General features: G+C 60.3%; 11 protein-coding genes. 3 read left to right on the top strand and 8 right to left on the bottom strand.

Annotation, left to right across the window (positions count from 1 at the left end):
* Positions 1 to 165: 165 nt before the first annotated feature.
* Positions 166 to 651 (top strand): Lrp/AsnC family transcriptional regulator, encoded by a 486-nt coding sequence (locus ACFO5Q_RS00355; RefSeq protein WP_068150543.1) that lies wholly within the window; start codon positions 166 to 168, stop codon positions 649 to 651.
* Positions 652 to 716: 65 nt separating this feature from the next.
* On the opposite strand, the gene ACFO5Q_RS00350 is transcribed toward ACFO5Q_RS00355, so the two are convergent.
* Positions 717 to 1,814: a LamG domain-containing protein gene (locus ACFO5Q_RS00350; protein WP_068150540.1), complete on the bottom strand. Its 1,098-nt coding sequence runs from the start codon at positions 1,812 to 1,814 to the stop codon at positions 717 to 719.
* 179 nt (positions 1,815 to 1,993) lie between these two features.
* On the opposite strand from ACFO5Q_RS00350, the gene ACFO5Q_RS00345 reads away from it, so the two are divergent.
* Positions 1,994 to 3,349, top strand: coding sequence for a winged helix-turn-helix domain-containing protein (locus tag ACFO5Q_RS00345; RefSeq protein ID WP_156432023.1), 1,356 nt, complete (start codon positions 1,994 to 1,996; stop codon positions 3,347 to 3,349).
* Here the strand turns inward: ACFO5Q_RS00345 and ACFO5Q_RS00340 are convergent.
* From ACFO5Q_RS00340 to ACFO5Q_RS00315, 6 genes are all read right to left on the bottom strand, one after another.
* Complete coding sequence (locus ACFO5Q_RS00340) at positions 3,346 to 4,083, bottom strand: PepSY domain-containing protein (protein WP_068150534.1); 738 nt, start codon at positions 4,081 to 4,083, stop codon at positions 3,346 to 3,348. The genes ACFO5Q_RS00345 and ACFO5Q_RS00340 overlap by 4 nt on opposite strands.
* A gap of 45 nt (positions 4,084 to 4,128) precedes the next feature.
* Entirely contained in the window at positions 4,129 to 4,566 is a 438-nt protein-coding gene (locus ACFO5Q_RS00335; RefSeq protein WP_068150527.1) for a YybH family protein, read from the bottom strand.
* The gene (locus tag ACFO5Q_RS00330; RefSeq protein ID WP_068150524.1) at positions 4,563 to 7,682 is read right to left on the bottom strand and encodes an efflux RND transporter permease subunit; all 3,120 of its coding nucleotides are present in this window, start codon (positions 7,680 to 7,682) and stop codon (positions 4,563 to 4,565) included. The genes ACFO5Q_RS00335 and ACFO5Q_RS00330 overlap by 4 nt, the downstream gene beginning before the upstream one ends.
* Positions 7,679 to 9,163: an efflux RND transporter periplasmic adaptor subunit gene (locus ACFO5Q_RS00325; RefSeq protein WP_068150522.1), complete on the bottom strand. Its 1,485-nt coding sequence runs from the start codon at positions 9,161 to 9,163 to the stop codon at positions 7,679 to 7,681. Before ACFO5Q_RS00325 ends, ACFO5Q_RS00330 begins: the two co-directional genes overlap by 4 nt.
* Complete coding sequence (locus ACFO5Q_RS00320) at positions 9,160 to 10,404, bottom strand: TolC family protein (RefSeq protein ID WP_068150519.1); 1,245 nt, start codon at positions 10,402 to 10,404, stop codon at positions 9,160 to 9,162. The genes ACFO5Q_RS00325 and ACFO5Q_RS00320 overlap by 4 nt, the downstream gene beginning before the upstream one ends.
* Positions 10,405 to 10,472: 68 nt before the next feature.
* A complete protein-coding gene (locus ACFO5Q_RS00315; protein ID WP_068150516.1) occupies positions 10,473 to 10,823 on the bottom strand; it encodes a hypothetical protein in 351 nt (116 codons plus the stop codon).
* Positions 10,824 to 11,010: 187 nt separating this feature from the next.
* On the opposite strand from ACFO5Q_RS00315, the gene ACFO5Q_RS00310 reads away from it, so the two are divergent.
* Entirely contained in the window at positions 11,011 to 11,919 is a 909-nt protein-coding gene (locus ACFO5Q_RS00310; protein WP_068150514.1) for a diacylglycerol/lipid kinase family protein, read from the top strand.
* 89 nt (positions 11,920 to 12,008) lie between these two features.
* Here the strand turns inward: ACFO5Q_RS00310 and ACFO5Q_RS00305 are convergent, their stop codons facing one another.
* A complete protein-coding gene (locus ACFO5Q_RS00305) occupies positions 12,009 to 12,464 on the bottom strand; it encodes a glyoxalase superfamily protein (RefSeq protein ID WP_068150512.1) in 456 nt (151 codons plus the stop codon).
* Between the last annotated feature and the right edge of the window lie 246 nt (positions 12,465 to 12,710).

Here is a 12,710-nt window from a genome sequence, read left to right as displayed (position 1 = left end):
ACATTTTCCTCTGTTTGAATAATCCAAAAAAAAATCGGCCGCAGAAACCCTGCGGCCAGGACAGACTATAGTCCAGAGTGCCAGCGGCATCTTCCCTAATGATTGAAATATGGTGTCTTATATGGGACAAAATCCCATATTTTTAAATTTATAGGGACGTTGAAAATGGAGCTGGATAATATTGATCTCAGGTTGCTGGCTGAGCTGCAGCGCGATTGCACGCCTTCTCTCGCTGAACTCGCTGAAAAGGTCGGCTCGTCAAAATCAGTATGCGGACGGCGTATCCAGCAGTTGGTGGACGCTGGTGTGATCAAAAGCCGGGCGGCGATTATCGACCAGGAAAAGGTGGGGCTTGGCATTACTGTTTTTGCCCATGTGAAAATGAAAAAGCACGATAACCAATCGCTGGAGAACTTCGCCGACTTCATGTTCCGTTACCCGCAGGTACTGGAGTGCCACACCATGATGGGTGACTTTGATTTCCTGCTGAAGATCATCGTGCCGTCGGTTGCGGACTATAAAGATTTCTTCTGGGAGAGCCTGTCGAAAGCGCAGGGCGTTCAGGAAGTGAACTCCAGCATCTGCCTGGTGTCCAGCTGCGTGACAACCGAGCTGCCGCTCTCCTATCTTTCTGGCCTATCTGACGTTTGAGAAGGGCGGGCAGCCCCTAGGGGCCTGAAAACAGGGTAGGGCTGCCCGGCCGGCATGAGGGGAGCTTAACGGACCTCGATGCCGGTTTGGTCTTCTATCGCGGCCATCAGCGCCCAACCGCCAAAAGCTTCGGTAACGGCGAACACCACTTCATTGTTCCCTGCTTCAAGCGGCAGGAACACGCTGTCAAAAAGCCCGATGGTGCCCAGGTAGCGGTAGTCGCGTGTCTGGTAGGTGTCATTGCCGTGCGCGAGTGCGTGGCCGTTCAGGAATACGGTGACCCGGTCGCTGAATCCGTATTTGATCAGGACCGCTTTGGCTTCATCGGCATTGATGGTCATCTTGACCAGCAGCGTGTTGACGTCCCGCGTCCTGGCGCTGATCCGGCCCAGGTTCAGGGCGCCGGTTTCGCCAACGTCAAGCATTTGCCACGTCTGGCCTTCCAGCAAGGCTTTGTCGAGCCAGGCCTTGGCTTCCACCTTGTCGGCCGCCACAGTGGTGGTGCCCACACGGAAGCTCTTGATCAAACCGGCTGCCAGCTCAGGCAACGGGGCGGGGGTGCCGGTCAGGGTGACGCTGTCGTCATTGGTGACGCGCATGTTGCTATAGTAAAAATCGGCCAGAACGCCGTTGAGGTTGATACCGCCGGCCCCTTCGCCCAGCATCAGATTGTCCACATGCAGGACCGGCGTGTCGCTGTCGATAAAGACATCCATCTTGGTGCCCTTGACCACCAGCTTCACTTTGGTCCAGCGGTCAGTGGCATAAGGCGTCGGCGCGCTATAGCGGGGACCGTGGAAAATCTGCCACGCAGAATTGCCGTTGAAAACCGGCTGATACTGGTTGGCGTCCGGCATGCCTGAAAGGTGCCCGCGCATGTAAAAGTTTTCACCCATGCCGCCGTCGCGCGTGCGGAAAGTAACACCGGCGAATCCGCGGATGCCGGGCATGGCAATATCGAATTCGATGGTGCCGTTCTCGAATGTCACGTCGTTCAGTGTCAGGAGGCCGCGGTTCACCTTCACGGCTTGTCGGCCCATGTGGTTGACGATGCTGGCGCCCTGGTCCGAGAGGCTCCAGGTCTGGCCGTTCACGGTATAGTCCTCGGCTGCCGCGGCCCCTGAAAGGAGGCATGCGGCGAACAGTGTTTTCAGGAATTTCATTTATTTGTCCTCATTTGTTTTGTTCCTCGCTGGATGTCTGGGTGAAAGGCTAGGCCTATGCGGTCGCTTAAGGCACTTTAAGAAAACCTTAAATCTGGCCTCTGCGCTGTGTTTTGTGCGCTTTCTGCTGGCCGCAAGGGGGCGCCAGTCGCTAAACTGGCCAAAACACAAGAAACGAGGTGACAGCCCAGATGGACGAACAGCAGTCAAACCCCTTTGCCTTTGGCTCGGTCCGGTTTGAAGTGGACATCAAGACGCTCAAGGGCCCTGCGGGTGAAGTGAAGCTTGAAGACAAGATCGCCGAACTGCTGCAGCTACTGTGCATGCGGGCGGGCGATGTCGTTTCGCGCGAAGACATACTGGCCACCATCTGGGCGGGGCGCAGCCTCAGCGAACAGACAGTGCCTGTGGCCATCAGCAAGCTCCGGAAAGCGCTTCGTGATGCAGGCGCGGAAGACACGCTGTTGCAGACCGTGCCCAAGCGTGGTTACCGCCTGGTGCTAGGGGGTGGGGAAAGCCCGGCTGACGTCGCCCATCCACCAGTCGCGGGGCTCAGGCGTTTCTGGCCGCTGGCCGCTGCCCTGGTTCTGTTTGCCGCCGTTGCCGTCTTTTGGCCGCGCGCGACGCCCTTGGTGCCGTCTGCCGGTGCTGCCAAGCCCGGCATCATTCTGACAGTGCAGGACATCCGCACGGAATCAGAAGCCGAGGAAGACCGTTCGCGGGTGATCGCGCTATCGGAGCTGGCATCCTATTTCCTGTCGCAGACGCCTGAGGTGCTGGTGATCCGTCACTGGTGGAATGTGGACGCCCCCGACCCGACGGGCGGCATCTTTACGCGCTACGGCGCGGACACGCCTGTGTATCTGCTGAAGGGCACGCTGATCAATGATGGCGCAAGCCGTGTGGTGACGCTGTTTCTCTCTGACCCCAAGACCGACGAAGTGCACTGGTCCGGTGTCTATGATGTGGCGAATGGCAGCGGTGCCCTGTTTGCCCGGCTTGGGGAGATGTTTGGCAGCGTTGGCGTATCGGCGATGGCTGAGGCCTCACCCGTGGGGCTGGAGGACGATCGTTACTGGGTCGGCCGCTATCTGGCACACCTCTCAACCCCGGGGGCTGCGAAAGGTGCGGCCAAACAGTGGCGGGAGGTGCTGGAAACTGACCCGGGCAACGCGGATGCACAGCGGGCGCTGGCTGCCCTGGCTGCCCGCTGGACCTCTGTCGAGGCACCGGTTGGGCCTATCCCAGAGGCGGCGGACGCGGGCTCAGACTATCAGGCGCTGGTGGACCGCGCGGTGCTGGCACTTTATCGCGATGGCGATCCGGCGGCGGCATCGGGCTTTCTGGACGATGTTCTTGCCCGCGCGCCGGGGGATCATTATGCACTTTCGCTGAAGGCTGAGGCACTGGTGGCCCAGGGCGACACCGAAGCCGCCCTGGCCCTATACCGCAAGGCCCTTCGTCTGGCGCCGTTCGCCAAGGCCTATGCGGGCCGGATCACAGCCCTTGAAGGTGATGCCGCTGGTGTGGACTAGGCCTTTTTCCGTTTGCCCAGGATGAAATTGAAATCCCGGCGGTAGAAGCGGAAGAATAACAGGCAGATACCCGAGACAGAGAACAACAGCGCCGACAGCGCCGTGATCATCAGAAGCGGGTTGTTGAAATCCTCGCGCTCGTCATAGTCCATGATGTGCAGCATCCAGAAAAAGTCAAAGAGCCGCCAGCGGTCTGTCCGGCGCCCGACCACGCGTGCTTCCGTGGGCGAGACATAGATGTTGGTGTTCTCCGCATCCGCGAAGGTGATCTGCCACACCGGCAGCGGCCCGCGATAATCGATCACATGCTTGTCCAGCAGCGTTACCGATGCCATGTCGGCCTCGGGCGCGAAATCAGCATCGGCGATGCGGCGTGCCCAGTCTTTGGAAAGCGGTGACATCAGCGCACCTGTTGCGGCGTTCCTCAGTTCCAGGCTGCCGTCCAGCAGCGTCATCAGGGCGACCGGCGTTCCCAGCAGGTCGCGGTAGGTCAGCTGCGTGGCTGGCTGGCCCGCCGCATTTGCCAGCGCCTGCGCAGGCATCAGCGCAGCCGCGTCGGCCGGTAACGCCAAGGGCGTTTGCTCCGCCGCATTGTGTCGCCCGCGAATTTCATTCAGCGGAATCCAGGACATTACCACGCCGCCAGCGGTCCAGGCGATCAGCTGCAGCCCAAGGATCAGCGCGACCCACTTGTGGGTCTGCGCGATATATTTATGCCATTTCTGTTTTGTCATTGTCGTTCCCTGAGCCCGGCGGCTTCTTGTTATTTATTGCCCAGTTTATTTGTCGGTCCAGTGCACCAGCGTGATCTGCCAGGTGCCATCGGTCTTTTTCATCACCAGTAGTTCGCGCGAGGAAAAGTCATAATCCTTGCCCTTAAAGCTGCCTTTCATGGTCGAGAAAGTCACCACCCACGCCAGGTCGCCATCTGCGCTTACCTGACGGTCCAGCACCGTTCGGGTCATGTGCGGGATGAAAGCCATGTCGGATTTCATGTGGCCAGCCATATAGTCCGCGCGGCTCTTTTGCGCGTGTCCGCCTTCAAGGATCATCACGTCAGGCGCCAGCAGGCGCTCAACCGCGGCTTCATCCGCTGATTCGATAGCCTTGTTGAAAGCATCGGCTACCTCTTCGGGGCTGGATTGTGCCGCTGCGGGCAGGGCCATCATCAGGACAAGGCCAAGCATGGCAACAAGTGTGTGTTTCATCGATTTCATTTGGTTTCCTCCCCATTTCCCAGCCTATGCCGTTCTAGCAGATAGAAGGCTGCCGGGATAACGATTAGTGTCAGAACAAGCGCGGTGACCATGCCGCCCACCATGGGCGCCGCGATGCGCCGCATCACTTCAGACCCGGTGCCGGTGCCATACATGATGGGCACCAGCCCGATGATCACCGTCAGGGTGGTCATCATGATCGGCCTCAGCCGCCTCAATGCCCCCTCGGTGATCACGCTGGCGAGGTTTGTATCAGGCTTTGGATGGGCCTCGTTTTCCTCAACTGCCTTATGCAGGAACACCAGCATCACGACGGCCGTTTCCACGGCCACACCGGCCAGCGCAATCAGCCCGACGGCAACAGCGATAGACAGGTCATAGCCCAGCATGTGCATGAACCAGAAGCTGCCGGTGAGCGCGAGCGGCAGGCTCACCAGCACCAGCGCCACGTCCGTCAGACGCTTGAACAACAGGAACAGAATGATGACGATCAGCGCCAGCGTCACCGGCACAATCAAGGTCAGGCGTTCCTTCGCGCGTTCCATATATTCGAACTGGCCTGACCAGCCGAGCGTATAGCCCGCGGGCAGCTTGCCAGCGCGTTCAAGGGCGGCCTGCGCGCGCGGCACATAGGTGCCCACGTCCACGCCTTCGATGTCCACGAACACCCAACCACCGGGGCGGGCGTTTTCACTGCGGATCATGCCTGGCCCGTCAGTAACGTGAATGTCAGCCAGAACCTTCAGCGGTACTTGTGCGCCTGTGGGGGTCACGACCGGCAGCGCCCGCAAGGCTTCAGGGCTGTCGCGCACGTCGCGCGGGAAGCGCAGGTTGATGGGGTAGCGCTCCAGCCCCTCGACCGTCTGGCCCACGTTGGCGCCGCCGATGGCTGAGCGCACAACATCCTGCACTGCCGCCACGGTCATGCCGTATCGCGCGGCATCATTGCGGCGCACGTCCACTTCAACATAGCGGCCACCCACCACCCGTTCGGCATAAACGGATGCTGTGCCCGGCACGTCCTTCAGGAGGCGTTCGATATCGGTGCCGATGGTGGCGATGGTCTCAAGGTCAGGCCCCTGGATCTTGATGCCGATGGGCGTCTTGATGCCGGTGGCCAGCATGTCGATCCGGCCCTTGATAGGCATCACCCAGGCGTTTGTCAGCCCCGGAATCTGCACCACCGCGTTCAGTTCCGCCTTGATCTTCTCAATGGTCATGCCCTCGCGCCATTCATTCATTGGCTTAAGCTGCACGGTGGTCTCGATCATCGTGAGAGGCGCGGGATCTGTGGCGGTCAGCGCGCGGCCGGCCTTGCCGTAGGCGGTCTTCACCTCAGGCACCGTCATGATCATCTTGTTGGTCTGCTGAACAAGTTCCCGCGCCTTGCCGACCGACACGCCAGGGAAGGCGGACGGCATATAAAGGAAGTCGCCCTCGTTGAGGTCCGGCATGAATTCGCTGCCGAGTTTCGAGAGCGGCAGAATGCCCGAAAGGGTGATGGCCAGCGCGGCCAGGATCGCAACCTTCGGGAACTTCAGCACGGTCTTCAATAGCGGCCGGTAGGCCGCGGCCAAAGCGCGATTGAGTGGGTTCTTGTGCTCAGGCGTGATTTTGCCGCGGATCAGGTATCCCATTAGCACCGGCACAAGCGTGACCGACAGGATCGCCGCTGCCGCCATCGAATAGGTCTTGGTGAAGGCCAGCGGGCCAAACAGCCGCCCTTCCTGGGCTTCCAGCGCGAACACCGGCACGAAGCTGACGGTGATGATCAGCAGCGAGAAAAAAAGCGCCGGACCCATTTCTACACAGACTTCCGCAACAATCCGCCAGCGGTTTTCATCTGTGAGCTTCTCGTCCTCTAGCCGCCTGTGAAGCCCTTCGATCATCACGATGGCGGCGTCCACCATGGCGCCGATAGCAATGGCGATGCCGCCAAGCGACATGATGTTGGCATTGATGCCCTGCGCCTTCATGACAACGAAAGCCATCAGGATACCAAGCGGCAATGAGAGCAGGATCACGAGCGACGAGCGGAAGTGCAGAAGGAACAGGGCGCAGGTCAGGATGACCACGATCATCTCTTCTGTCAGCTTGCCCTTGAGGTTGTCGACGGCGCGTTCAATCAGGCCAGACCGGTCATAGGTGGTGACGACCTCAACCCCTTCCGGCAGGCCGCTTTTGAGCTCTGCCAGCTTTTCCTTCACCGCCTGAATAGTGTCATAGGCGTTTTCGCCTGAGCGGATGATTACCACGCCGCCCACGGCTTCGCCTTCACCGTTCAGTTCGCCAACTGCGCGGCGCATCTGGGGCCCGATCGATATGGTCGCAACGTCCGCGAGCATCACAGGCGTACCTTCCTCAAGCCGCCCAACGGGGATGGCTTTCAGGTCATCGACGGACGATACATAGCCCTTGGCGCGGATCATATATTCGGCTTCGGCAAGCTCGATCACCGAGCCACCCACTTCGCCGTTCCCCATCTGGATGGCGTTTCTGACTTCCGCGAGCGTGAGGCCGAAGGTCCTGAGCTTCAGCGGGTCCAGCACCACCTGATATTGGCGAACCATGCCGCCGATTGTGGCCACTTCCGCGACACCCGACACGCTCTGAAGCTCAAACTTGAGGAACCAGTTCTGCAGGCTTGTGAGGTCTGCAAGGTCGTGTTTGCCGCTGCGGTCGATCAGCGCATACTGGTAAATCCAGCCTACGCCTGTGGCGTCGGGGCCAAGTTCGGGGCGCACGCCTTCGGGCAGCTGGCCCGCCACCTGGTTGAGATATTCCAGCACGCGGGAGCGCGCCCAATAAAGGTCTGTGCCGTCCTCAAACAGTACATAGACATAGCTGTCCCCGAAGAAGGAGAAGCCGCGTACATTGGTGGCTTTCGGCACCGCCATCAGCGCGGTTGTCAGCGGGTAGGTGATTTGGTCTTCCACCACCTTCGGGGCCTGGCCCGGGAAGCGGGTTTTGACAATCACCTGCACATCGGAAAGGTCAGGGATGGCGTCAAGCGGCGTCTGCCTGAGGGTGACAATACCCCAGGCAAGCGCGATAAGCGCCAGAAGCACCACCAGCACCCTGTGCTGTACGGATGCGCGGATCAGGGCGGCGATCATTCATGGCCTCCCATTACGTGGATGGTTGTCACCAGATAGCGGCCCTCCGGCGTCTTGGTGACTTCGAAATGAATCTCCTGTCCGGCTTCAAGAGTGCTCATGTCCACGTCGTCCGACACCGGGAAGATCATGGTCATGCCCATCATATCGAAAGCATCGATTGGGCCATGGCTGATGTTCAGCGTCCGCTCGTCCAGCATCACTTCGTTGATGGTGCCGGATGTGAAACCAGACTGGGGCTCAGGCTCTTCCATGGCCATATCTTCCATGGCCTGCTCTGGTGCGCTCATGCGCATGCTGGCGCCCTGGAAGCTGCTTTCCGCGTCCAGCATGAACTGCCCGGCGGTAACCACGCGCTCGCCAGCCCTGAGGCCACCAAGGATTTGCACGCGGCTTCCCACGGTTTCACCCACTGTTACCTCAGCAGGGCGGAACTTGCCGTCGCCTTCCGCCAGCATGACATGATTGCTGCTGCCCAGCCGGATCAGGGCGGTGGCGGGCACCACAAGCGTGTCTTCGATCATCGGACGGCTGATGCGGATGCGCATATACATGCCCGGGCGCAAGCGGCCGTCCGGGTTATCCAGCAGGATACGTACCGGGTTGGTGCGGGTCATTTTATTGAGGTCCGGATAGATATGATCTACCGTGCTTTCAAACACCGTCTCGCCTGTGGCGTCGGATGTGGCGGTGGCCTTGGCGCCGATACGCACCTCTGTCATGTCCGCCTCGAACACGTCAGCGATCAGCCACACCTTGTCCAGGTTGGTGATCTGCATGGCTGGCTTGCCTGCGGTGATGCGGGCCGCGTCGCTGACATTCAGCATGGTGACCGTGCCGTCCAGCGGTGCGCGCACAGTGATGGTCTGCCACGGTTTGCTGCGGCCATCGAGCGCGCCGATCTGCGCGTCGGTCAGGCCAAGGCCCACCAGGCGTTCGCGGGCCGATGCCACCAGCGCACTGCGGCCTGCCGTGCGGGCCTGCAGATATTCGCTTTGGGCTGTGACCAGTTCAGGCGAATAAACATCAAACAGCGCGTCGCCCTTCTTGACCCGCTCGCCTTCGGCGCGGACATGCAGTTTTTCCACCCAGCCGTCTGCCCGCACGTGTACGTGTGCAGTGGCCTTTTCGTCATAGGTGATCTTGCCGACCGTATCGATTACCGGCATCAGCATGGCGCGTTCAACAGGCGTGGTCTTGACCCCGATATTGTTGACAATGCGCGGGTCTACGGTTGCGCCGGCATAGCCCTTTGTGCCGCCCGCGCCTTCCTCATAGACCGGTACAAGGTCCATCCCCATGGGGGATTTGCCGGGGCCGTCACGGCGGTAAGATGAGTCCATCGGGGCAACCCAATAAAGCGGTTTCTTCTCCGCGGCTGCGTCGCTGCCGCTGGGGGTCATGGTGCTGCCTGCCAGCATGTATCCGCCGGCGAGGCCAAGGGCTGCGGCGGTGGCCGCAATCAGGATGGTCTTGTTCATTGGTCGTCTCCGGTCAGGAAAGTGAGGCCCGCGTGGGCGATGCCCAAATCGCGATAGAGCATGGCAAGGCGAAGGCGGCTGTCCACCAGCGCAATTTCGGCGCGGATCAGTTCTGAAAAGTCCACGTCGCCTGCGCCATAGGCGTTCCGCGTGGCGGTAACCACGCTGTTGGCCTGTGGCAAAATGGTGCCTTCGAACCGGTCGATGCGGCCCTCAAGATGGCGGATGTCTGCAAGCAGGCTTCGGGCTTCGCGCTCCAGATTGAGCCGCAGGGCTTCTTTTGACAGCGACTGGCTCTGCGCTTCTGCCTTCGCGGCCCTCAGCGCGGGGTCTTGCCTGCTGCCGGTCCAGAAGGGCAGGTCAAAGGTCACCATGGCAGACGCGAAATCGGACCGTCCGCCATAGCGCGCGCCATAGCCAACCTCCAGCCCCCAGGCGGGCTTGTAGGCCTCGCGCGCCAGCGCCACCTTGGAGCCAGCGGCTTTTTCGCGGGCGGCAGCGGCTGCAAGAAGCGGGTGCCGGTCAAGCGCACTATCAAGCCGGGCGGCCGCGGCGTCAGCGCGGGCCAGCAATGGCGTTTCAGCAGGTGCCCGCATGGCCTCTGCCCGGCCGATATAGCGGGCCAGCATTTCAACTGCCTGGTCGCGTGCCTGCGTGGTTGAGGCAACGCGGTCTTCCACAAGCGCGGCTTCAAGTTCAGTGCGGTAGATTTTCTGGATTGCGGCCTTGCCGGCGGCGGCAAAATTGCCTTCCTGAGCGGCGCGAAGTTCTCCAAGAAGGTCGGCAAGTCCCTTGAGTTCCAAATGCGCCACATGGCTATAGCGTGCCTTATGCCAGGCGATGGTGACGTCACGGACGATAGCGCGGGTGCGCTCAAGGGCAAAGGCGCTGTTTTCATCGGCCATGTGCATGCGCTGTTCGCTCTTGAGACTGCGGGTGTCGCCCCGCGGGAACATCTGCCTGACCCCCAGGTGCAACTGGGTCATGGCTTCGCGGTTCAGGTCAAAATCGTCCACCGGCAGGTTGCGCACGCTAAAGCTGGCTGATGGGTCCGGCAAGGCGCCTGCTGCTGTGGCGGCTTCGGTGTTTGCTCTTTCGCGCGCCCTATAGGCCTCGACCGATGGGTCCGTCGCGGCGGTCGCGAGCTTGATGGCTTCCTCAAGGCTGAGGGGGCTTTGGTTTGCGTGGGCCACCGCGCTGAACGCAGTAAGGCCGATGAAAAGGATAAGGATTTTGAACATTTTGGGTCACCTGACATTCGGGCGCATGAGGGCGCACCGCTGCAAAAAGATACACGTGTGGCGTGGTGTCAGGCGATTGGGGGTTCGGCAAACAGCCGGGTAGGGGCGCTTTCCGGTTCATGGAAAGTAGCCACTTCAACACGGATTTGGCCCACAAGCCGACTTGCGCTGGTAAGCGAATGCGGCATCAGCACCGGGGCGCTGTTGACGGCAAGCAGGCAGCAGGCATCGCCGGAAGGGCACTGCGTGTCTGTCTGGCAGTCGCCGCCTTCATGGTCTTGCATCTGTTGCATTTGCTGCATCATTTCGTCATCGCAACAATCCATGGCGGGGCCATCCACCCGGGTTGCCCCAGCGGATTGTCCCAGCATGGTCGCCAACAGGAAGGCGATTGCGATGATATGTGCGAACCGTGTCATGGCGTGGAGTTTAACCCCGGAGCAGGCTCCAAGGTCAAGCAGCTTTCTTTCACCTTTTGGTGACGACGGGTGTGCCAGGCTGTGATATTTGGGCGCAGACGGTTGCAATTTGTGCTTATGTAGCCATTGTTTAACCTGACTCAGCCTAGAGTGGGCTGACTTTAACCAATTGGAACAGCTGGGCAGTATGAGCGAACGTGTCGCCATTATCCGAAACCGGTTCGCCGGACAGGGCAAAAGCAGCCTTGTTGACAGGATCGCCGAAAAACTTCGGCGCGGCGGCCAGCACGTGCGCATGCTGGATACTGAATTTGCCGGCCATGCCACGGAACTTGCCACCAAGATCGCCGCGACGGGCGAGGCGGATGTGATTGTCGCCGCAGGCGGTGACGGCACGATCCGCGAGGTGGCCGAAGGCGCATTTGGGCACAAGGTGCCGGTGGGCATCATTCCGGCTGGGTCTGCCAATGTGCTCGCGCGTGAGCTGGGCTATATGAAGGGCGGACACATCAGTGCGCGGCATGTGGCTAACGCGCTTCTCTCCCGTGATATCGTTGACCTTTACCCTTTTGAGGTGACGCGGGCTGGCCGGGTGCAGCTTGGCTTGTGCTGGATCGGCGCCGGGTTTGACGCGGAGGTGCTCAGGTACGTCTCTCCCAGCCTCAAGGAAAAGATCGGGCGGGCATCCTTTGTGCCCGCGATCCTGCAGGCGCTGATGGGCGACAGCGAACTGCCTGACATTCCGTGGCATATGCATAAGAACAAGGCGGGCACATGCGCCTGGGCGCTTCTGGCCAACATCCGGCGCTATGCCGGGCCTTTTACGGTCACGAAAATGACGGACTATAACATCCACGGTCTCGCCTGCCTGATGAGCCAGGGCCACGGCGCCTGGCCGCGCATTCTGGATCAGCTCAGCATCGGCTTCAGGCGCTTTGACAAGCGGTGTGATGCCTGGATGCTGGAGGGTGCGACCCTTCATCTGGGCGACGACCAGACGCCCATACAGGTGGACGGCGATTTCCTTGGGTTTGGTGCGGTTGAGGTGACGCCGAAGAAACATCCGCTGCCATTCCGCGCGTTTGTGCGCCGGTAAGAGCACCAGTAAGAGCACCAGTAAGAGCACCGGTAAGAACAGCAGATGAGGGAGAGAGGGGCGGCGCACCACCCCTCGGTGCCCATCTTTTAGGGCAGGTCTATCTGCATGAAACCGTCGGGCACGCCCTTCAGGTTCACGGACTTACCTTCCCGGTTGATCATGGCGCGCACGCGCTGGCGCGTATGATTAAGCTGCGTGTTTGTGCCAATAGCAACGGGGGCATCAAAATGGATTTTGATGCGCCATACCGGGCACAGCTGTTTTGAGCTGCCATCGGTGCGCTCAAGCGTCAGTACAGTGCCTTCAAACGCACTGCCCCGGTAGATGCCTGTTGTGCGGTCGCCAACATGGATGGGTGGGCGGTTAGCCTGCGTGCTCTCTTGCTGTCGTAACTGGGCCGAGAGGGTGTTCCAGTCCCGGCACCCTTCTTCTTTTGATATGGCCTCCAGAGATTGCGCATGGCTAAGCGTGTGCCCAAGGTCGGACAAGTAGCTTCGGAGCCGCTTCGCGCGCCCCTTCATTTGGGTAATAAGATCAGTCATCGGTTCGCCTTTCGCGAACGGCAGTTCATTTGGAAACGGGGCCCGCTTTGCCGTCCTGAGCCGTTCGTGATGACGGTTTGGACGAATGATCTTCCAGGAAGATCGGTATTTACCCGGGGATCTTCACCATGCCCCTATGGGGCGCGGGCGGCAGGCGATCCCTCAATGCCTTGGCCGCCTTGTCTCACAAAAGGCTCCCTTGGTCAATCTTGATGGCTTCCATGACGTTCGTACCGGTGATACCGT

This window comes from Kordiimonas lipolytica (assembly GCF_042651265.1).
In the GTDB taxonomy this organism is placed as follows: Bacteria; Pseudomonadota; Alphaproteobacteria; order Sphingomonadales; family Kordiimonadaceae; genus Kordiimonas; species Kordiimonas lipolytica.
This window is presented reverse-complemented; position numbering and strand designations above follow the sequence as displayed.